This is a genomic window from Mesorhizobium sp. M1406, assembly GCF_040317555.1.
In the GTDB taxonomy this organism is placed as follows: Bacteria; Pseudomonadota; Alphaproteobacteria; order Rhizobiales; family Rhizobiaceae; genus Mesorhizobium.
The window spans coordinates 198,484-219,425 of the sequence record NZ_JAMYKW010000005.1 but is presented as its reverse complement, the minus strand read 5'-3'; the positions used below and the strand labels follow the sequence as shown (position 1 = coordinate 219,425).

Below are 20,942 nucleotides of genomic sequence, written 5' to 3'. Positions count from 1 at the left end.
AATGCGGGGTCGGGTCAGACCGCGTCCATGCCTGTTTCGCCGGTACGGATTCGCACGACTTCCTCGATATTGGAAACGAAGATTTTGCCGTCGCCAATACGGCCGGTCTGCGCCGCCTTGCGGATGGCCTCGATCGCGCCTTCGACCGCATCGTCGCCAAGAACGACCTCGATTTTCACCTTGGGCAGGAAATCGACGACATATTCGGCGCCGCGGTAGAGCTCGGTATGGCCCTTCTGACGACCGAAGCCCTTTGCCTCGGTGACAGTAATGCCCTGCAGTCCGGCCTCCTGAAGCGCTTCCTTCACTTCGTCCAGCTTGAATGGCTTGATGATCGCTTCGATCTTTTTCATGTAAAAAGTGGCCTCCACTGCCAAAAAAACGGGTTGTGAACCCCCGCTTGCGCTTCCATCAAGCACGAACTATGCCAATTAGACGGATTCGAAGCGTTCTCATACGATTTCAAAGTCGCACCGCACCTGGATGCAAATTCACGTCATACGCTACACCGAAACCGGCATGGGCTGTTGGAGCCTACACAGCGCCGGCACCTGCGTTCGCACAAAGATTAGGCGTATCGCCTATCCTTCAGGCAATCTTGTGCCTGCGATGCCCTCATGCCTACGATATGACTCCTGATCTCGGCAACTCCCCCTTGTTTGCTTCGGATCGAAAATTGGACAATGCTTGATCGAATGCGGATCGGCAATCCATGAGCAACGAACTTCTTGTCCCCGCCGAAATGAGCGAGGCGGATCGGCTGACGATTGCCGCCGGTCCAGTCGACGGTATCGGCCTGATGCGCCGAGCCGGCGAGGCGGTCGCGGCCGAGGTTCTCATGCGATATCCCTCGGCGACGCACGTCCATGTGCTGTGCGGACCCGGCAATAACGGCGGTGATGGCTACGTCGTCGCCCGTATCCTGGCCGACAGCGGCGTCGGCACCACAATCTGGGCATCCGGACCGCCGAGGCCGGAAAGCGATGCGGCGCTCGCGGCCTCGGAATGCCCGATCAAGCCGCGGCCGCTGTCTGGATTTGATGCCGAGGCCGGCTCGATCGTGGTCGACGCGCTCTATGGGGCCGGACTGTCCAAGCCGCTGTCCGGCGATGCCGCGAAAGCTGTCGAAAGCGTGACAGCCTTGCGCCTGCCGGTGGTCGCGGTCGACCTGCCGTCGGGCGTCTCGGGAGCCAGCGGCGAAATATTGGGCCGGGCGTTTCGCGCCGAGGTCACCGTCACCTTCGCGCGGAAAAAGCCTGGCCACCTGCTGCTGCCGGGGCGCGGGCAATGCGGTGAAATCGTGCTCGCCGATATCGGCATCGGCGACGGCATCATCGCCCAACTCGCCGTCTCGACTTTCGAGAATGGGCCGGACCTGTGGTTGCGGGATTTTCCCGCACCGGCGGTCGACGCGCACAAATACAAGCGCGGCCATGTCGGCGTCTTTTCCGGCGGCCCCAGCGCGACGGGCGCGGCGCGGCTGTCGGCGATGGCCGCCGCGAGAAGCGGGGCAGGGGCGGTCACCGTGCTGTCGCCGCCCAATGCCATGCAGGTGAACGCGACACATCTGACCTCGATCATGCTGCGAGAGGCGGGTTCGCTCGAGGAGGTGCAGGAATTCCTGACGGCGCGCCATCCCGAAGCGTTGGTGTTCGGACCGGGGCTCGGCCCCAAACCCAAGGTCGGCGATTTTGCCCTGCAACTGATCAAGGCTTTGGAGGATGGTGCGCGCGCGTCGGCGAACCCAAGCCACGCAAGTGTGATCGTGCTGGATGCCGACGCCATCACATCGCTGGCTCACCAATCCGAGGCATTGTTCGAAGCCGCCCGTCAGCCGAACGCTCCAGCGTTGGTGATAACGCCGCATGAGGGTGAATTCGGCCGACTGTTCCCTGATATCGCGGGGAATGAGACCCTGTCGAAGCTGGCCAAGGCGCGCGCGGCAGCCAAGCGCGCCAATGCCGTCATCGTCTACAAGGGCGCCGACACGGTGATCGCTGCTCCCGATGGCAAAGCGGCGATCAATTCCAACGGCGCGCCGTGGCTGGCCACAGCCGGGTCGGGCGACGTGTTGTCGGGCATCATTGCCGGCCTGCTCGCACAAGGCATGCCGCCCTTCGCGGGAACCTGCGCGGCGGTGTGGCTGCACGCCGAAGCCGGCAGCCGGTTCGGACCCGGTCTTATCGCCGAGGATCTGCCGCTGGCGCTGGTGCCGGCGCTGCGCGAACTCTTCGACGCGCGGTAGCGCAAGCCAATCATCCGATTACCCAACTATTCCAAGCCGCGGAATTTGAATCGCTCGATTATTCCACGCTGAAACTGGTGCGGGCGCCTTACAGCGGTATGTTGTCGTGCTTCTTCCAGGGGTTCTGCATGTCCTTGTTGCGCAGCATCCTGAGCGCCCGCGCAATACGGCGGCGGGTCGAGTGCGGCATGATCACCTCGTCGACATAGCCACGCTCGGCGGCGACGAAAGGCGACAGGAAGCGATCCTCGTAAGCCTTTGTATGGGCTGCGATCTTTTCGGCGTCGCCAATGTCCTTGCGGTAGATGATCTCGACCGCGCCCCGTGCGCCCATCACCGCGATCTGCGCCGTCGGCCAGGCATAGTTCATGTCGCCGCGCAGATGCTTTGACGCCATCACGTCATAGGCGCCGCCATAGGCCTTGCGGGTGATGACGGTGATCTTCGGCACGGTGGCCTCGGCATAGGCAAACAGCAGTTTGGCGCCATGCTTGATCAGCCCGCCATATTCCTGCGCCGTGCCGGGCAGGAAGCCGGGAACATCGACAAAGGTGACGATCGGGATCGAAAAGCAGTCGCAGAAGCGCACGAAACGCGCCGCCTTGCGGCTGGCGTCGGAATCGAGCACGCCGGCCAGCACCATCGGCTGGTTGGCGACGAAGCCGACCGTGCGGCCCTCGACGCGTCCGAACCCGGTGACGATGTTTTTCGCAAAATTCTGCTGGATCTCGAAGAAGTCGCCTTCATCGGCGACTTTCAGGATCAACTCCTTGATGTCGTAGGGCTTGTTGGCGTTGTCGGGGATAAGCCGGTCGAGCGACAAATCATGGTCGGTGACCGACTGGTAGCATTCGATCTCGGGAAGCTCTGACGTGTTGGAAGCCGGAAGCAGGTCGACCAGCCGGCGCATCTGCAGCAGCGCTTCGACGTCATTGTCATAGGCGCCGTCGGCGATGGAGGATTTCGTCGTATGGACGGAAGCGCCGCCGAGGCTCTCGGCGGTCACGGTCTCGTTGGTGACGGTTTTCACCACATCCGGCCCGGTGACGAACATGTAGGAGGTGTCGCGCACCATGAAGATGAAGTCGGTCATGGCAGGCGAATAGACGTCGCCGCCGGCGCAAGGCCCCATGATCACCGAGATCTGCGGAATGACGCCGGACGCCAGCACATTGCGCTGGAATATCTCGGCATAACCGCCGAGCGCGGCCACGCCTTCCTGGATGCGCGCGCCGCCGGCATCATAAAGCCCGACGATCGGCGCACGATTGCGCAGCGCCATCTCCTGCACCTTGATGACCTTCTCGGCGTGAGCCTCCGACAGCGACCCGCCGAACACGGTGAAATCCTTGGCGAAGAGGTAGACCGGACGGCCGTTGACCGTGCCCCAGCCGGTGACCACGCCGTCGCCGGCGATCTTGGTCTTCTCCATGCCGAAATCGGTCGAACGGTGCTCGACATACATGTCGAATTCCTCGAACGAGCCCTCGTCGAGAAATACCTCGATGCGTTCGCGCGCGGTAAGCTTGCCCTTCTTATGCTGGGCATCGATGCGCGCCTGGCCACCACCCATGCGGGCGATCTCGCGCCGGCGCTCGAGTTCCTTCAGCACGTCCTTCATCGATTACCTCCCAGGCCAGCGGCATTTCGTGGTAATCGTGCCTGCAGGCGAGCGCAAGCGCCGCTTACGCCCGTCTTTGTTGCGCTGCAGCATGACGCCCCTTGCATTTGGCGGCGAACTGGGCCATATGCGGCGACATAGGCGCTTGGGCCGGGACACTCCGGCCTTCTCGACGAATGAGACTGGTTGCGTCTGTTTTCCCTCTTTCCGGTATATCGGCCCCTCTTTCCGGTACATCACAAAGCGGCGAAAAAGCCCCGTGGCATGATGCCCGCGGGCACGACAGCGCAGCCGCGCGGACGGAAACGTCCGCCGCCTTGTCGTTCCATGACAATTTGTTCGACGGCAGGTTGCGCCCTGCCGCCATCGATGTTTGCGGCCGAAGCCGCGTGAAAGAAGATTATTTTGACAAACGAAAACACTTTGCTCGGTAGCAACACCGCGGAACTTACCGGTTTCGCCGCACTGGGTATTACGGGCGCGCTGCTCAAGGCCACCCATAACGCCGGTTTCACCGAACCGAAGCCTATCCAGGCACAGGCGATCCCGCCGCAGATGGAAGGCCGTGACATTTTCGGCATCGCCCAGACGGGGTCCGGCAAGACCGCGGCCTTCGCGCTGCCGATCCTGTCGAAGATCATCGCTCTCGGCACCAAGCGGCGCGCCAAGACGGCGCGTGCGCTGATTCTGGCGCCGACGCGCGAACTCGCCGTGCAGATCGAGGACACCATCAAGATCCTCGCCAAGGGCGCGCATGTCTCGACCGCGCTCGTGCTCGGCGGCGTCTCGCGCTTCAGCCAGGTGAAGAAGGTTGCGCCCGGCGTCGACATCCTGATCGCAACGCCCGGCCGATTGACCGATCTTGTGCGTGAAGGCGACCTCGTGCTTGCCGACACCAAATGGCTGGTGCTCGACGAAGGCGACCGCATGCTCGACATGGGCTTCATCAATGACGTCAAGCGCATCGCCAAGGCGACCGCGCCCGACCGTCAGACGGTGCTGTTCTCGGCGACCATGCCCAATGAGATCGCCGAACTGGCGAAGGGCCTGCTGAAGAACCCGATTCGCGTTGAAGTCGCGCCGCAAAGCACGGCAGCGGCCGAGATCGTGCAAGGCGTCGTCTTTGCCCGCACCAAGCAGAAGCGCCAGGTGCTGTCGACGATGCTCGCCGACGAAGCGATGAAGTCCGTCATCATCTTTTCGCGCACCAAGCATGGTGCCGACAGGGTGACCAAGGACCTCGAGCGCGACGGCTTCAAGGCCGCCGTCATCCACGGCAACAAGTCGCAGAACGCCCGCCAGAAGGCGCTGAACGATTTCCGCGAGGGTTCGGTGCGCATTCTGGTGGCGACCGACATTGCCGCGCGTGGCATCGACGTCCCCGGCATCAGCCATGTCGTGAATTTCGACCTGCCGGACGAAGCGGAGAGCTATGTCCACCGCATCGGCCGCACCGGCCGCAATGGCATGGACGGCATCGCCATTACGCTTTGCGATCCCTCTGAGAACAGCAAGCTGCGCCAGGTCGAACGCATCATCCGCACCAAGCTGCCGATCGTTGCCGACCATCTCGGCAGCCCCGATCCGCAGCGCAATCCGGCTGAAAAGAACGAGCGCTTCGAACCGGCCAATGACCGCAATGGTCGTCGCGACGGCAGGCGGCCCGGTGGCGAGAACAAAGGCAACGGTTTTGGCAAGAAGCGCTTCGGCGACAAGCCGGCCTTCGCCGGCGAGCGCAAGCCGGAAGGCGCCAAGCCAGCCTTTAAAGGCAACAATAAGCGCCGCTTCGGCGGCAAGCGTCCGGCGGCGCGGGCTGCGTAAGCCAGACCGTATCGCAATCAGTCAGGCTCAGGCTGGCTGATTGCCGGGACCGACAAAAAGGGCGGCTGAAGCAAAGCTTCGGTCGCCCCTTTTTTCATCCGCTTACTTGACCACCGCCTCGACCCAGACGGCAATCCTTTGCGCCAGAAAGGCCGTGGTCGATGGCGACAGCGCGTCGCCGGCGATGACGTGGTTGTCCGGGTCGCCGGTGTCGTCGACCGGGACCAGTTCATGCGGCGCGCCCCAGCGCCCGGCGATCTCGCGGGTGCGGTCGGGCCGCACCACTTTGTCCGAATCCGAGAAGATGAACAAAGCAGGGATGGTCGCCTTCTCCACCGGGGCGCCATAGGCAAGGTCAGTCAGCGCCTGCATCGGCAAGGTCGCTTCGATCGGGTAGCGGTAGGTCCAGAATTTTTCATGCAGCGCGTTGCGCGGCACGAAGATGTGTTCCTTGCCCGCAACCAGCCTGGCGATCTGTTTTCCCCATGGCACGGTCAGGATTTCGGCACCCGAAGCCTTCATGCCGAAATTCGGCGAGATGAACGCGATCGCCGCCACCCCGTCCGATGCGCCCGGCTGCGTTGCCGCCCATGTGACCAGCGAGCCGCCGGTCGAAGTCGAGATGACGATCACCTTGTCGCCGATCGCCCGGCCAATGGCGAGCGCCTCCACATAGTCGTTGATCCAGGCATTGATGCTGCCTTGCGTCATCGCCGCGCCGTCCTGCCCGTGACCGGTAAGACGGGTGTAGAAGAGATTGGCATCGAGTTGGTCGGCCACTTCGTCCGGCAGCGGGCGGACCTCGCCTTTCGATGCGGAAAAGCCGTGGATGTAGACGATCGCCAGCGGCGTCCTGGCATGCAGCATCGGGTTGGCCCAGACGATCTCCTTCTCCAGCCCGTCGCGGATTCCGGGAATGGCGGCTTCGACCTTTGCCACATAGGCCTGCGGATCGTCGCCGATGACCGAGGGATCGAAGCGGATCGTGGTGTCGACGGGGACGCGTGGGCCGAGCACGATGGCCAGTGCGAGGATGGCGACAAAGCCTAGCACAGCAAGCACGATCCGTCGCCCCATCGCAGACTCCACGCAAACAATCTCTCAACCTATGGCGGCGGCCACCGCAGGCAAACGGCGGCCCGAAGCGGGGCGCCCGCCAACTTCGCCAGCGACCCTATTCGATTGGCGGCTTGCGGTCGTAATGCAGCGGCCGCGCCTTCCAGTTGGTCATCAGGCTGATAAATCCTCTGCACAGCGGCCTCGGCAGGACGCTGAGCAGTTTCAGGGGCCAGCTTGTCCGGCGCGGGAAGGTGACTTCGAAACCGCCGGACTTGATGCCCCGCGCCATGCGGCGCGACGCGCGGCTGACCGGCATCAGTCCCGGCATCGGCAGCATGTTCTTCTCGGTCAGCGGGGTGTCGATGAAGCCCGGATTGAACACCTGGATGCGCACGTTCATCTTGTCGAAATCATACTTCAGCGACTCGGCCAGGATGTTGATTGCCGCCTTGGTGCCGCCATAGGCGGCCGTTGTCGGCCAGCCGAAATAGGACGTGACGGAGCCGACCAGCACGACATGGCCGCGTGCCCGCACGCGCATGCGTTCCATGACGGGCACCAGGCCATTGATGATGCCGAAATAGTTGACCTCGAAGGACCGGCGAAAGTCGTTGACGACGAGATTTTCACCCGGCGTCGAAATGTAGTTTCCAGCATTGAAGATGGCGAGCACGATGGGACCGAGTTCCTTCTCGATCGCGGCGACGGTTCTTGTCATGCGCGGTTCGTCGGTGACGTCGCAGGGAAAGGCCGTGACACTGCCCGGCATCTGCGCGGTCTCGACGACAAGCGTGTCGATCGGATCGTCGTCAAGCGCCGTCACCGCCACGGCATAGCCCTGGGATGCAAGATCTCTGGCCAGCGAACGGCCGATGCCGCTGCTGCCGCCCGTGATCCAGGCGACGCCGTGCTTCGGGTTGGCCCGGTAGAGTGTCATGCTGCGCCCTGTCGACTTGTTGGTGCTTTGCTCTAGCGATGAAGAAATCGAATGAAAAGCTGCTTTTCAACCTCAGCTGGAAAATGAACAGTGGCGTAAGAGAGCGGTCTCGGGAAGCGTTGGTGCAACAACAGTACCGCAAATGCGACTGGACCAGACAAATTCTTGCCTTGAAACCGAAGCTTCGGGTTTCTAGGGTTCGGCGCACCTACACAAGGAATCCTGAATGCCCCGTTCTGTGATCGACGCGATCGGCAACACGCCTCTGATCCGCCTCAACAAAGCTTCTGAGCAAACCGGCTGCGAGATCCTGGGCAAGGCCGAATTCATGAATCCGGGCCAATCGGTCAAGGATCGCGCGGGCCTGTTCATCATCCGTGACGCCGAGCAGCGCGGGCTGCTGAAGCCCGGCGGTGTGATCGTCGAGGGAACGGCAGGCAACACCGGCATCGGATTGACGCTGGTCGCCAAGGCGCTCGGCTACCGCACCGTCATCGTCATTCCGGACACGCAGAGCCAGGAAAAGAAGGACACGATCAAACTGCTCGGCGCCGAACTGATCGAGGTGCCCGCGGTGCCTTACAAGAACCCCAACAATTACGTGAAACTATCGGGCCGGCTGGCCGAGCAGATGGCGGGCACGGAGCCGAACGGCGCCATTTGGGCCAATCAGTTCGACAATGTCGCCAACCGCGACGGCCATATCCGTACCACGGCGGAGGAGATCTGGAACCAGACCGGTGGCAAGGTCGACGGCTTTGTCTCGGCGGTTGGTTCGGGCGGAACGCTGGCCGGCGTCGCCTTCGGGCTGAAGGCGAAAAGCAAGGATGTAAAGATCGCGCTCGCCGATCCGCTGGGAGCTTCGCTCTACTCCTTCTACACCAGCGGCGAGCTGAAGTCCGAAGGCAGCTCGATCACCGAAGGCATCGGGCAAGGGCGCATCACCGCCAATCTCGAAGGCTTCACGCCGGATTTTTCATTCCAGATCCCCGACGAGGATGCGCTGCCGATCGTCTTCGACCTCATCCAGGAAGAAGGCCTTTGCGTCGGCGGCTCGACCGGCATCAACATTGCCGGCGCGATCCGTCTGGCTCGGGAATTGGGCCCCGGCCACACCATCGTGACCATTCTTTGCGACTACGGCACACGCTATCAGTCGAAGCTGTTCAATCCGGAATTCTTGCGCGGGAAGCAGCTGCCGGTGCCAGGCTGGATGGAGCTGAAGAGCAAGATTTCGGTGCCGTTCGAAAAGGTCGCGTGATGCCGCACAAGACACATGCGCTGTTTCGCGACGACGCCTATCTGCGCACGGCGGACGCGACGGTCGTTGCCATCAACGACCGCGGCGCCATCATTCTCGATCGGACGATCTTCTACGCCACGTCGGGCGGTCAACCGGGCGATATGGGTCATCTCGAGCGCGGCGACGGCAGCCGCATCGCCATTGCCGCCACCATTACCGGCGAGACCAAGGACGAGATCATCCATGTGCCGGCGCCGGAACAGGCGGCGCCACGGATCGGTGAGACAGTGAGGCTGGCGATCGACTGGGAGCGGCGGCATCTGTTGATGCGCATGCATGCCGCCTGCCATCTGCTCACCGTCGTCTGTCCATTTCCGATCACGGGTGCCGCGGTTTCCGAGGACGACAGCCGCGTCGATTTCGACATGCCGGATGCCAGCTTCTCCAGGGATGACGTCACGGCGAGCCTGATGGACCTGGTGCGGGCCGACCACCCCATCTTCACCAGATTGATCAGCGACGAGGAACTGGCCGCCAACCCCGGCCTGGTGAAATCCAAGAACGTCCGGCCCCCGGTCGGCACCGGCAATATCCGCCTGGTCTGTATTGGCGACAACGCTTCGGTGGACAGCCAGCCCTGCGGCGGCACCCATGTGAAGAGCACCGGCGAAGTCGGTGAAATCCACATCGGCAAGATCGAGAAGAAAGGCCGCGAAAACCGGCGCTTCCGCATACGTTTTGGCCCGATGCCGGCAAGCTAGGCAAGCTACATTCGACCGTTTCGTGCTCTCGCGACGCACCTAACCAAAGTGGCGGAAGCTGGAAGGCGGGCGCTCCACCCACGCTTCGATCTGCTCGGTGACGAACCTGGCCGCCTGGTGGTGAATGAAGTGGCCGGCGCCTGGCAACGCCACCAGTGCGGTCACGTTGTCGACCTCGCGAAACGTGCCATCGAAAGCGTTTACCGGAACATAGGGATCGTCGGTGCCGAACAGCACAAGGGTCGGCGCCTTGACGAGAGGCAGTGGTCCGACATCGGTCACCTTACCAAGCGGTATGTTGGCTCTGTAATAGCCGAGCATCGCCTCGGGATCGGATCGCCTGAGCGAGTCGACCAGGGCCTGCCTGTCCTGCGGATCGGCCACCCAGGCTGTGAGTTCGTCGATATCCAGCATCTGGGCTGCGCCCGGCACCTGGAAGCGACGTATATATTCCGTGATCTCGGCATTGGCCGGATCGGCGATAGCGCGCAGATGATTGCGCGGGTGCGGCGTAGACAACAAAATGAGATGGCGCACGACCTGCGGCACGCGTATGGCCAGCCACCAGGCGATAATGGCGCCCCAGTCGTGGCCGACAATCGCGGCCTGGGTTAGCTTTTCGGCTGCGAGAACGGCCAGCACGTCGTTGACCAAGTTTGCCAACACATAGTTGCCGTATCCTTGCGGCGCATCGCTTTGTCCGAAGCCCCGCAGGTCCGGCGCGATCACGCGATAACGCCCGCAAAGCGCCTGCAGCTGTCGTCGCCATCCCATCCCGTGATCCGGAAAACCGTGCAAAAACACAATCGGCGGGCCAGAGCCCGCCGCCGTGTAGTGCAGTTTGACGTTGCCGTTTACCGCAACCTTGGATTCAAACACCACGTCCAGTTCAGTCAATTGCAATCCATTCGACGCTGCAGTCCGAGTTCGATAGCCCGAACCGCTGGGCTACATCTTGACTTCGAGGCGCAGGAACGGCCCGTGGAACGTCTGGGTGCTCTTGTCGGAGAGAAGAAGAAGATTGTGCCACTGCTCAACTCGATAGCCAGCGGTGAACGTGGTGTTCTCCCACGGCTTGAAGGTCACGCCGCCGGAAAGGTCGACATTCGTCACGACCTCGCTGGAATGCTCGCTTTCGCTGACGTCGACATCTGGATCGGGCGTAGGATCGCTCGGATCGTCCTCATGTACGTGGAAGCTGATCTTGTCCGTCCGGCGGCCCCACATGGCCGAGCCGGAAACCGCTCCGGTGAGCCCCCATGTCTCGCTGAGCGGATAATAGACTTCGGCGCCGAGGCGCGGACCAATGCCATAGAATTCCGATGAGCCGAGCTTGTCGACATTGCCGCCCTTGTCGGTTGGATCATCCGGCGTTGCGCTCACGTTGAAATTCAATTCCTCCTTGGAGTGCAGCAAGCGCACGCCGCCGAAGAAGCGAATGTCGGCGCTCTGCACTTGGACGTGTTTGCCGACATCAAAATCCAGCGTTTGAAAATTGTAGCTGTTGCCGAACGATAGACCGACAACACCACCGGGTACCGTCGCGTCCACATTGAAGTCATTATCCTGTCCGGCGTGAAAAGCGCCGGCGATGCGCCAGTCGACATCCGGAGAAATCTGTTTGGTCAGCGCTACCGACCCATAGAGATCGCCAAAGTCACTGCCGCTGCCCAGCTTGTCGCTGGTGTCGCCGACCTTGTCGACATTGGACTGATAGACCGCGCCTTCAAACGCGATCTTGATGCGGGAATCGACCACGGCCTGGTCGGTAACCTGTGCATCAGCCGCATGGGCTGCAACCACGCCGATCGAGGTCACCGAGGCGGCAGACGCCGCAACCGTGGCAAGAAGCTTGCCTGAAACATGATTTCGCATTTTTTCCCCGCCTGGAATCAAAATAAATTCGCTTTAGCCCACCCGCACATTACCGTAGCGGCATCTGGCGTCATAGCTGGTCAAATAATTAGGTCGGGCAGTGTTACGCGTTTGCCACAGAGGGCTTTTTATCCCTGCGAATCAAATATGATAGAGCTGGGTTTTCTGGTCGAGACGTCAGCGCGATGCCTGTGGCGTTCATGGCTGCTTGGGGGCATTGATGGACAATCAGGCGCAAATCGAAAGCGTTCTAAACAATCTCGTCTACGCGCTTTTTGCCCAAAGCGGGCAGGTGGGGCCCAATGGAAAGGCCCGTGACCTCGGCAATGTGACTGTCTTCGACAATCCCGAGGCCGTCGACGTAATCGTCAAGGCGCCGGAGCTTTTCCGAAAGAACTTCTCTCTGATCTCGGCGCTCGGATTCAGCCGCTTCAACACCAATGATGAAGACTGGTCCGTCCGGCGCGCCATTACCCAGGATATCTATTTGGCAGCCGCCAGGTCGGCGCAGCAGCATCCCGTGGCGGAAATCTATGCCACCAGTCTTTCCGGGAGCGAGGCGACGCTGCCCGCGATTCAGCAAGCCCTGTTTGCTGCGTCAATGACGATATTTTACCGGGCTTTCGGCCTTGTTCCCGATATGGCGGCGACACTCGTGTTGCTCGACAGGGTGCGCGAGGTGCTGAGGCGTCTCCAATTTTATTCCTGGGTGTCGCCGACGACCGCCGAACGCGCGAATGCGATCAAGGACGCCCGTGCAGTGATCGCCGATTTCGGATCGCGGCTGATGGCGGACCCACGGGCGGCGGCCGAGATGGACCGCTTCAGAAGCGAGGCCCACGACGTTGAAGGCTTTTCGCCGGTCGAGGAGTTCGTCATGAATTTCTTCGCCGGCGTCGAGACAACAGTGACGACGGCACTTTGGGTGATCGACCGGCTGGGGGCCAATCAGCAGGTGCAGGAGCGCATCCATGCCGAGATACTCTCGGGCGAGGTGCTCACGCCGTATACCGATTGCATCATCAATGAGACGATGCGTTATTTCCCTCCGATACCGTTTCTGACCCGAGAAGTCGGCGCCGATACCGTTCTTGACGGCCGCGACCTGCGCGCCGGGCAGCTGATCATGGTATCGATCATCGGCGTGCACCAACATCCAGCCTTCTGGGAAAACCCGCGCACGTTCGATGCAAGCAGGAAGGAATTCATCGAGAACAGCTTCGACCGACGGGCTTTTATTCCGTTTCTCACCGGACCGCGCATGTGCGGTGGCGCGCGTCTTGGCCGGCTGGAAGTAAAGGAGGCTATTCTCGCCGTGGTACGCCAGTTCGCCTTCAGTCGGGCCGACGATGTGATCCGGTTCGACTATGCGCTGGCATTACGCCCGGCGGAGGGGTCTTCGGTCAGTGTTTCGCGTCGATGAAGCGCAACGTCAGGCGCGTTCTCGCCAAAACCGCCGGATGTAGTCCCCGAATTGCCTTCCGACCATGGTCTTGAACTCGACATCATGCGCATAGCGCTTGCTTGTCGATATGGCCTTTGACTTCAGCTCGAAGTCCGGGAACCAATTGCTCATTGTGACGGATACGTTTTCCTGCTGGTTCGCGACAAAGTCTTCGTAGCAAACATCAGCCACTCTCTGGCGATCAATGCTGTTCAGGTAATTTTTCCACCTGATCTCGCTGTCGAAAATGTACTGCGCGGTATCTCGGACAACCCTCTCGCTCAAAATTGTCACCGTGGGAATCCCAGGCAGTGTCTCCTGACTGTCGAAGGGCTGGCCTGTATGGAGCATCGAGAGCAGGCTTATGGTCTGCTCTACCTTGTTTCTCCTGGAGAGGAACACGTAGAACGAGTTACCGTCGTCATCGCCGATCGAACTGCGCGCGAATGGCAGGTTTTCAAAAAAGATCTTGGCGCCGAATACGCCGTTTTCAGTCCTCTTCTTCAGGAGATGCCGACCGAAGACCGGCGCCTGCTCATTGAGTTTTTCGAGGTCAATGGTGTCGTCGGCCGACCATCGTCTCATCAACGGCAAGGCATATTGCCACTGAAAATATTCGGTGGGTATTCCAAGGCCGAACTGCTGCAAGACCTGGCAATAGGAATGCCCGGCGGTTCGCGGAGTCGTGCAAATCAGGATCTTGGCGGGATTTTCAGCCGAGCTTTGGCGATCATAAGTCGCGGCGATATATTCACTGTATAAATCGTCGAAATGCATTTTCCGAAACCAACCCCGCCACGACAAATCCAGTTTCAGACAGCAGACAGGAAACCCAGGATGAGCAGGGCCTGGTCCAGCGTCATCAGCGACGGCGGATCGCCCGCATCGATATTGTCGGCAAGCCACAGATCGGGCCGTGCCTTTCGCGTGCGGTCGATGGCCTGCCGGTCGATGACTTGGCTGCCGCGGCCGTACATCATGAGGATGCGGGCATCGATCTTGGCTGCGATTGGGAACAGATCGTAATCGCGCCCGGTCATGGCGTCGAAGTTTCCGGTCGTGGCCGGGTCATAGGCAAGTCGGAAGCCATCCGGGCTGGCGGCGATTCTGTTCTCGACATAGCGGTTGAAGACCGTTTCCTCGACCGACCCCATGACGGCTCTGGAGGCGCCCAGATACTCCTTCGCCGCTGCGCGGGTCTCGAACTTGAGCGCACTTTCCTTCGTGACTCCGCTTCGCATCGCGTCGACCTTCGGCCCGCCGAGCATTGGCACGTCGTTGAGAACGATTTTCGCGGCCTTGGAACGAGTCATATGCAGGAACAACAGCAAGATCGTGCCACCCCACGAAGTGCCGATGAAGTGGTTCTCTGTCCCGGCGAACTCGCCAAGCGCACGCAGGCATTTGGAGTAGACGTTGATATCGTATCCTGAACCCAGATAGGCGCTGCGCCCGCGTCCCAACAGGTCTGGGCAGATCACCAGGAAGCCATTGCGGCACAGGAATGTGGCAAGGTAGTCAAAGTCGGCACCATTGCCGGTGAAGCCGTGCAGGCAGAAGACCGTTGCGCGCGACGTGCCGGCCGGCCGCCAGATGCGCACGAACATCGCGGCGTAGCGATCATCCAGCCGGATGAGGATTTCTTGCGTCAGCGCCTCGGCGGAGTCGGCCGAATCCATCAGACGTCGCGCTTGCGGACGGCACGCTTGACCGAGCCGCGGTTGTCGATGAAGTCGCGTTTCCAGAATACCGACTTGTCGAGGTTGATGAGCTTGGCCTTCTTGATCATCGGCAGGATGTGGGACGAGGACCGCGTCGCCAGAACCGTCACCGCGGTGGCGTCGCCCCCGGGAAGGGGATTGAGTGGTCCGCCGTTCGTCGCCCAGGCTTCTGCTATCTCGCGGCTGGTCTGTATCCAACCGACATAAGCGACGATGGCGTCGTCAATCGAGCCGATCATGTGTGTCTGCTGGTCCAGTTGATAGCGCAGCGTCTTCACCATCAAGCCGAACTCGTAACCGTCAAAAGGCGGATAGTGCGCAATAAAATTGCAAACAAGCCCGAGCGAAACCGGATTGCTGGGAACACGGGAAAACAGGAGATTGCTCATGTCGAGATTTTATTGACCCCGCCCACCCCAGATCATAACCATCACTCCGTACTCGCCACGAAACACGAAAACAATCGGAATCAACGCACTGCCACGGCAGACATGTCGTGCGCTCACAACACATCCGGATTGTCGAGCCGAACATGATCCCGAACCGAAGGTCAGCCAAAGGATTGCGGTCGGCCAAGAAGGCAGGCTCAATGTTGGCCGAAGACGAAGCAGGAGAACAAGAATGGCAGAGGACAGCCCTTTCACCGTCGATGCGGACTGGCTGCAGCAGCGTCTCGGCGAGCCGGGCCTGACGATCATCGATGCGTCCTGGTATCTCCCGGCGCAAAAGCGCGATGCGCGCGGCGAATACGAGGCGGCGCACATTCCGGGCGCGCGGTTCCTGGATCAGGATGCCGTTTCCGACCCGGACTCGCCGCTGCCGCACATGTTGCCGTCGCCGCGGCACTTCGCCCAGTATGTGGGTGCCATGGGCGTTTCGGCGGATGACACCATCGTCGTCTATGACGGCCCGGGTTTCTTCTCTGCGCCTCGGGCATGGTGGATGTTCCGGGTGATGGGCGTCTTCCAGACCTATATTCTGGACGGCGGCTTCGATGGGTGGAAGGCGGCCGGCCGGCCGGTAACGGCCGAACCGACGAAGATCGCGCCAAGCGTGTTTCATGCCGATTTCGACGCTGGTCGCGTCGCCAGCCTCGCCGACATGCGCCGGATCGTCGACACCGGGGAAAGCCAGATCGCCGACGCCCGTGGGCCGGGCCGCTTCACCGGCACCGAGCCAGAACCGCGCACGGGTATCCGCTCGGGCCATATGCCTGGCGCGCGCAATCTGCCCTATTCGGCGCTGTCGGAAAATGGCGAGCTGTTGTCGAAGGACCGCCTGCGCAAGGTGATCGAGGAGGCCGGTATCGATCTGTCGAAACCCGTCGTCACCTCATGTGGCTCCGGCATTACCGCGGCGGTGGCAACGCTGGCGCTGGAAACGCTTGGCCACACCGACAACAGGCTTTACGACGGCTCATGGACGGAGTGGGGTGGGCTTTCCGACACGCCTGTCGTGACCGGCAAGGAATGAAGACGATGGAAAACGGCGTGCTGGCAGACATCGAAGTCACGGTGACGTTCCTCGAGATGCATATGCCGCCGGCCTATTTGCCGCCTGTGCCCTATAACCGTCAGGTCGCGCTGCTGAAGACCAAGGACATTCCGCTGCATTTCTACCGGTATTTGATGGACCGGGTGGGGCGCAAATGGCACTGGGTCAATGTGCTGAGACTGGATGATGACGAGCTTTCCGCCGGCATCCACCGCGAGGATCGCGACATCAGGGTGCTCTATCTCGACGGGGCACCGGCCGGCTTCTTCGATCTCAAGCCGCATCTGCCGGAAGAAGTCGAACTTGCCTATTTCGGCATGATGGAACATGCCACCGGGCAGGGCATCGGCCGCTGGTTCCTGGGCTCCGCGATCGCCGCCGCGTGGTCGTATGGTCCGAAGCGGGTGACGGTGCAGACCTGCACGCTCGATCATCCGGCGGCTCTGCCGCTCTATCAGAAGCTCGGCTTTGCACCTGTGGCGCAGAAGAAAGAGACCGTGCATCCGCTGCCTTTCGCCGAACGCTCGGCCAGCGTCATGCGGCCGTGATGCCAGCCGGAATCTGAACCCGTCGTTCATCGGCGCTTCAGGCTGCCTTTGGCATGTTGCCCGCACCATCAATGCGGCCAAGGCCGAAGGAGACGAAGACATGTTGACCCGCCGTACACTTGCCGCCGCGCTGATCGCGGCCATTGCCATGCCGAGCCTTGCCGCCGCCCAGGCGACAACGCCTTCGGCCGCGACGATCGAGAGGAAGCTCGAGGCGGCACCGCGTGTGAAGCTGCGGCCGAATGAACGCGTCACCATCCGCGAATTCAAGCGGCGCCCGGATTTGCGCCGCATGGCCCGCTCGATCGATATCCAGTCGATCAATTTCGCCTTCGGTTCGGCGGCCATTTCCAACTCGCAATACGACAAGATCGAGAACATTGCTGACGCGCTGCGGCGCATCCTGCGCCGCGATCCAGGCGCCCGCGTGCTGATCGAGGGCCATACCGACGCCGTCGGCTCCTTCCAGTCGAACCAGGCCCTGTCCGAACAGCGCGCCGCTTCGCTCAAGCGCACGCTGGTGCGCGAATTCCGTGTGCCCGGTCATGCACTGGAAACGGTTGGTTACGGTGAGGAGTTTTTGCTCGTGCAAACGCAGAACGAGAATTGGCAGAACCGGCGCGTGACGCTCCGCCGCTTCGACGATTTTATCCGCTGAGCGGGACAGTATTCTTTAGCCGGCGCAATATGCCGGACGGACAAAACCCGATCCGAACAGAACTGGTCGCAGGACCGATTGCCGAGAATCGATCGGTCCTGCACCTTGGCAGGAATCGGGTGGGAGGCGCGGACCTGGCGACATAATTTCCGGTCAACGACACCGGAGAAATTCACCATGACCATCCAGTTCAAAGCGTTGCCGACCGACGATGTCAGGAACCTGCAGCGGGGCGGTCCCGATGCTTACGGTGACACGCCCGAGCGAAAGATCTCCGACGGTGACGGCATGCCTTGCCGGCACTGCCTGAAGAACATCGCCGCCGGCGACGCTTACCTCATCCTGGCCTACCGGCCATTTCCGGAGCTCCAGCCCTACGCCGAAACCGGGCCGATCTTCCTGCATGCCGAGGAATGCGAACGCGCCGCCGGAAGCGAGGCGCTTCCCGAGATCCTCGAAAGTCCCGACTACATCGTGCGCGGCTATGGCAGGGATGATCGCATCGTCTATGGCAGTGGCGGTGTCATCCCGACCGGAGCAATCGCCGCACGGGCAGAGGCGCTGTTCGAGCGCGACGATATCGCCTACGTCCATGTCCGTTCGGCTCGCAACAATTGCTACCAGTGTCGCATCGAGCGCGCATGAGGCGCTGGGATCGCCGACAGGAGACGCTGTCGTACTCCCGTCGCATAATCGCGATAGAACGCGATTGTCGATCGATTGGCCGACCGCGGATGAACCGGCGGCAAATCTCGACATCGAGGAAGCGGGGCTTTGGCTCCGCTTTTTTGTTGCCTGCTTCGATCCCAAAGAAAAACCCGCCGGCATGAAACCGGCGGGTGAGACGGGAAGAAGCAGTCTTTTTGTGAAATCAGGCGGCCAGAACGGCTTTCGGCTCGACCAGTTCGTAGCCGAGTGCCTCGGCGACAGCCCGGTTGGTGATCTTGCCCTTGTGGACATTGAGGCCGTTGCGCAAATGGTGGTCGTCGATCAGCGCCTTCAGGCCCTTGTCGGCAAGCTGCAGGCCATAGTGAAGCGTTGCGTTGTTGAGCGCATGGGCCGAGGTGACCGGCACCGCGCCCGGCATGTTGGCGACGCAATAGTGGATGACGCCATCGACCTCATAGGTCGGATCGGCATGGGTTGTGGCGTGCGAGGTCTCGAAGCAGCCGCCCTGGTCGATGGCGACGTCGACCAGCACCGAGCCCTTCTTCATGCCTGAGAGCATTTCGCGCGAAACCAGCTTCGGCGCCGCGGCACCGGGGATCAGCACGGCGCCAACGACGATATCGGCCGAAAAACACTCTTCTTCCAGGGCCTCGACCGTCGAGTAACGGGTGTGGACGCGGCCGGCGAAGAGGTCATCGAGCTGACGCAGGCGCGGGATCGAGCGGTCGATGATGGTGACATCGGCGCCAAGCCCCGCCGCCATCCTGGCAGCGTGCAGGCCGACAACGCCGCCGCCAAGCACGGTGACCTTGCCGGGCAGCACGCCGGGCACGCCGCCGAGCAGCACGCCGCGGCCGCCATTGGCCTTCTGCAGCGCCGTGGCGCCGGCCTGGATCGACAAGCGTCCGGCGACCTCGGACATCGGCGCCAGCAGCGGCAGGCCGCCACGATCATCGGTCACGGTCTCGTAGGCGATTGCCGTCACGCCGGAAGCGAGCAGGCCCTTGGTCTGCTCCGGATCCGGAGCAAGATGAAGATAGGTGTACAGGATCTGGCCTTCGCGAAGCTGCGCCCATTCGGTGGGCTGCGGCTCCTTGACCTTGACGATCATGTCCGACTTGGCGAACACGTCGGCAGCCGTCTTGGCAATCGTCGCGCCGGCGGCGCGATAGGCGTTGTCATCGGCCCCGATGCCGGCTCCGGCTCCCGTCTCGACCAGCACTTCGTGGCCATGGGCGACATATTCGCGGACCGAGCCGGGCGTGAGGCCGACGCGATATTCGTGGTTCTTGATTTCCTTGGGGCAGCCGACGCGCATTTTTCTTTTCCTGATCCGGCCCTTTTGGGCTCGTTCCCTGTATTGCAGGAGTGAACCACGAATCGGTGTGCAAGTGTTTGCGAATGCGCTTGCGGCAGCGGCAGTGTTTCGATAATCGTTGCGCAAAACAGTCAGATTTTCGCAGGATTCACGAAAAATGCCGCTCGACAGGATTGATATCGCCATTCTCGAGACTTTGCAGAAGGATGGCCGGATACCCAATGCGGCACTCGCCGAGAAGGTCGGTCTATCGCAGTCGGCCTGTTCGCGCCGGCTCGACAATCTGGAGAAATCCGGAACCATCCGCGGCTACCATGCCCGGCTCTCCAATGCTGCGCTTGGCCACCAGATGACGGCGATCGTGCACATATCCTTGTCGGGGCAATTCGAGAAGACGTTGTCGGATTTCGAGGCGGCGATCAAGCGCTGTCCGAACGTGCTGTCCTGCCATCTGATGTCCGGCGAGTACGACTATATTCTCAGGATCGCGGCAAAGGATCTCGTCGACTATGAGCGCATCCACAAGGAATGGCTGTCGGCGATGCCGCATGTGACCAAGATCAACTCGTCTTTTGCGCTACGCGAAATCGTCGACCGCACGGCCATGGGCATGAAGCCGGAAATGGCCTGAGCTATATCGATTCAGGTGATGCCGGCCTGCGAACGGCGGTTTCCTGTGCTTCCGGCACTCACGGACTCTAACGTCCGCTCCGTTCCGGTTCTCGGAACCCGCCATTCTCGACTCGGCCTAACCTGAATCTCAACACCGCTAACCGATCCTGAATGCCTCGGTCACCACCCGATCCATCGGGATATCGTGCGGCTGCGGGTAGATGGTGGCGATGCGCTGCAGCTCGTAGCCGACGCCGATGACCAGGGGCTTGAACGGCATCGCGGCCAGCGTGCGGTCGAAGAAGCCGCCGCCATAGCCCAGGCGGTAGTTCTGGGGATCGATGCCGACGATCGGTGAGATGACGATGTCCGGCAGCACCGGATCGCCCTCGGCTGGAATCGGGATGTTCCAGACGCCTTTCTCCAGCCTGTCGCCCGGCGCGTAGGTGCGAAAGGTCAGCGGGTGCCCTTTCTCGACAACGATGGGCAGGGCGGTGCGGCCGCCGCGTGCATTGACGGACGCCATCCATGGCCGCAAGTCCGGCTCGCCGCGAAACGGCCAGTAAAGACTGACCATGCGGCCGGCGATCTTGCCAATGATCGCGTCGAGGCCATCGGCGATCCGTTGCGACATGACCGTTCTCGCGTCGGCCGAAACGGCAAGGCGGGCCGTGATCAGGCGTTCGCGCTCGGGCTTGCGCCAGCGTCTCACATCGGTCCAGTCGCTCAGAGGCGCTCTGAATTCCGGATCGAGTTCATGCATGAAACAGGGCGGCGAAGAATACCGCGCCGGAGCGGCGTCGTCTCGATCGTTGGCCATGCCTCACCTCGTGGTGCCGTTTGAAGAACGCTATACCGGGCCACGGTGCCCGACATGTGCATTCACGACATTCGAAGGCGACTCCCGGGCAATCAT

General features: G+C 61.6%; 21 protein-coding genes. 10 read left to right on the top strand and 11 right to left on the bottom strand.

Annotation, left to right across the window (positions count from 1 at the left end):
- Window positions 1-14: 14 nt before the first annotated feature.
- Window positions 15-353 carry a P-II family nitrogen regulator gene (locus NKH03_RS07530; RefSeq protein WP_006205430.1) on the bottom strand — a complete coding sequence of 113 codons (339 nt, stop codon included), beginning with the start codon at window positions 351-353 and terminating at the stop codon, window positions 15-17.
- Window positions 354-712: 359 nt separating this feature from the next.
- On the opposite strand from NKH03_RS07530, the gene NKH03_RS07525 reads away from it, so the two are divergent.
- On the top strand, window positions 713-2,245 hold the full coding sequence (locus NKH03_RS07525) for an NAD(P)H-hydrate dehydratase (RefSeq protein ID WP_352967887.1): 1,533 nt from the start codon (window positions 713-715) through the stop codon (window positions 2,243-2,245).
- Between the two features lie 88 nt (window positions 2,246-2,333).
- On the opposite strand, the gene NKH03_RS07520 is transcribed toward NKH03_RS07525, so the two are convergent.
- Window positions 2,334-3,866, bottom strand: a complete 1,533-nt coding sequence (locus NKH03_RS07520; RefSeq protein WP_352868337.1) for an acyl-CoA carboxylase subunit beta — start codon at window positions 3,864-3,866, stop codon at window positions 2,334-2,336.
- Between the two features lie 405 nt (window positions 3,867-4,271).
- Here NKH03_RS07520 and NKH03_RS07515 point away from each other — a divergent pair, with 405 nt between their 5' ends.
- Window positions 4,272-5,687 carry a DEAD/DEAH box helicase gene (locus NKH03_RS07515; protein ID WP_352967885.1) on the top strand — a complete coding sequence of 472 codons (1,416 nt, stop codon included), beginning with the start codon at window positions 4,272-4,274 and terminating at the stop codon, window positions 5,685-5,687.
- Window positions 5,688-5,789: 102 nt separating this feature from the next.
- Here the strand turns inward: NKH03_RS07515 and NKH03_RS07510 are convergent, their stop codons facing one another.
- On the bottom strand, window positions 5,790-6,764 hold the full coding sequence (locus NKH03_RS07510) for an alpha/beta hydrolase (protein WP_352967884.1): 975 nt from the start codon (window positions 6,762-6,764) through the stop codon (window positions 5,790-5,792).
- 97 nt (window positions 6,765-6,861) lie between these two features.
- Window positions 6,862-7,683: an SDR family oxidoreductase gene (locus tag NKH03_RS07505; protein ID WP_352868344.1), complete on the bottom strand. Its 822-nt coding sequence runs from the start codon at window positions 7,681-7,683 to the stop codon at window positions 6,862-6,864.
- 226 nt (window positions 7,684-7,909) lie between these two features.
- Here NKH03_RS07505 and NKH03_RS07500 point away from each other — a divergent pair, with 226 nt between their 5' ends.
- Window positions 7,910-8,944 (top strand): cysteine synthase A, encoded by a 1,035-nt coding sequence (locus NKH03_RS07500; RefSeq protein WP_352868347.1) that lies wholly within the window; start codon window positions 7,910-7,912, stop codon window positions 8,942-8,944.
- A complete protein-coding gene (locus tag NKH03_RS07495; protein ID WP_352868349.1) occupies window positions 8,944-9,687 on the top strand; it encodes an alanyl-tRNA editing protein in 744 nt (247 codons plus the stop codon). Before NKH03_RS07500 ends, NKH03_RS07495 begins: the two co-directional genes overlap by 1 nt.
- Before the next feature lie 39 nt (window positions 9,688-9,726).
- Here NKH03_RS07495 and NKH03_RS07490 read toward each other — a convergent pair whose 3' ends face one another.
- On the bottom strand, window positions 9,727-10,584 hold the full coding sequence (locus NKH03_RS07490) for an alpha/beta fold hydrolase (protein WP_352868352.1): 858 nt from the start codon (window positions 10,582-10,584) through the stop codon (window positions 9,727-9,729).
- Window positions 10,585-10,635: 51 nt separating this feature from the next.
- On the bottom strand, window positions 10,636-11,562 hold the full coding sequence (locus NKH03_RS07485) for an Lpg1974 family pore-forming outer membrane protein (protein ID WP_352868354.1): 927 nt from the start codon (window positions 11,560-11,562) through the stop codon (window positions 10,636-10,638).
- Window positions 11,563-11,782: 220 nt separating this feature from the next.
- Here NKH03_RS07485 and NKH03_RS07480 point away from each other — a divergent pair, with 220 nt between their 5' ends.
- Window positions 11,783-12,985, top strand: coding sequence for a cytochrome P450 (locus NKH03_RS07480; protein ID WP_352868356.1), 1,203 nt, complete (start codon window positions 11,783-11,785; stop codon window positions 12,983-12,985).
- 9 nt (window positions 12,986-12,994) lie between these two features.
- Here NKH03_RS07480 and NKH03_RS07475 read toward each other — a convergent pair whose 3' ends face one another.
- From NKH03_RS07475 to NKH03_RS07465, 3 genes are read right to left on the bottom strand one after another with little or no spacing between them, the layout of a single operon-like run.
- The gene (locus tag NKH03_RS07475) at window positions 12,995-13,783 is read right to left on the bottom strand and encodes a Stf0 family sulfotransferase (protein ID WP_352868359.1); all 789 of its coding nucleotides are present in this window, start codon (window positions 13,781-13,783) and stop codon (window positions 12,995-12,997) included.
- Between the two features lie 35 nt (window positions 13,784-13,818).
- Complete coding sequence (locus NKH03_RS07470; protein WP_352967883.1) at window positions 13,819-14,685, bottom strand: alpha/beta fold hydrolase; 867 nt, start codon at window positions 14,683-14,685, stop codon at window positions 13,819-13,821.
- The gene (locus tag NKH03_RS07465; protein ID WP_352868365.1) at window positions 14,685-15,116 is read right to left on the bottom strand and encodes a hypothetical protein; all 432 of its coding nucleotides are present in this window, start codon (window positions 15,114-15,116) and stop codon (window positions 14,685-14,687) included. Before NKH03_RS07465 ends, NKH03_RS07470 begins: the two co-directional genes overlap by 1 nt.
- A gap of 232 nt (window positions 15,117-15,348) precedes the next feature.
- Here NKH03_RS07465 and sseA point away from each other — a divergent pair, with 232 nt between their 5' ends.
- From sseA to NKH03_RS07445, 4 genes are all read left to right on the top strand, one after another.
- Window positions 15,349-16,200, top strand: coding sequence for a 3-mercaptopyruvate sulfurtransferase (sseA, locus tag NKH03_RS07460; RefSeq protein WP_352967882.1), 852 nt, complete (start codon window positions 15,349-15,351; stop codon window positions 16,198-16,200).
- 5 nt (window positions 16,201-16,205) lie between these two features.
- Complete coding sequence (locus NKH03_RS07455) at window positions 16,206-16,769, top strand: GNAT family N-acetyltransferase (RefSeq protein ID WP_352967881.1); 564 nt, start codon at window positions 16,206-16,208, stop codon at window positions 16,767-16,769.
- Between the two features lie 100 nt (window positions 16,770-16,869).
- Window positions 16,870-17,427, top strand: coding sequence for an OmpA family protein (locus NKH03_RS07450; RefSeq protein WP_352967880.1), 558 nt, complete (start codon window positions 16,870-16,872; stop codon window positions 17,425-17,427).
- Window positions 17,428-17,604: 177 nt separating this feature from the next.
- Window positions 17,605-18,072 carry a DUF1203 domain-containing protein gene (locus NKH03_RS07445; protein WP_352868374.1) on the top strand — a complete coding sequence of 156 codons (468 nt, stop codon included), beginning with the start codon at window positions 17,605-17,607 and terminating at the stop codon, window positions 18,070-18,072.
- A 226-nt stretch (window positions 18,073-18,298) separates the two neighbouring features.
- On the opposite strand, the gene ald is transcribed toward NKH03_RS07445, so the two are convergent.
- A complete protein-coding gene (gene ald / locus NKH03_RS07440; RefSeq protein ID WP_352868377.1) occupies window positions 18,299-19,414 on the bottom strand; it encodes an alanine dehydrogenase in 1,116 nt (371 codons plus the stop codon).
- Window positions 19,415-19,571: 157 nt separating this feature from the next.
- On the opposite strand from ald, the gene NKH03_RS07435 reads away from it, so the two are divergent.
- Entirely contained in the window at window positions 19,572-20,045 is a 474-nt protein-coding gene (locus NKH03_RS07435) for an Lrp/AsnC family transcriptional regulator (RefSeq protein ID WP_010909317.1), read from the top strand.
- A 138-nt stretch (window positions 20,046-20,183) separates the two neighbouring features.
- On the opposite strand, the gene NKH03_RS07430 is transcribed toward NKH03_RS07435, so the two are convergent.
- On the bottom strand, window positions 20,184-20,846 hold the full coding sequence (locus tag NKH03_RS07430) for a 5-formyltetrahydrofolate cyclo-ligase (protein WP_352868381.1): 663 nt from the start codon (window positions 20,844-20,846) through the stop codon (window positions 20,184-20,186).
- Window positions 20,847-20,942: the final 96 nt, after the last annotated feature.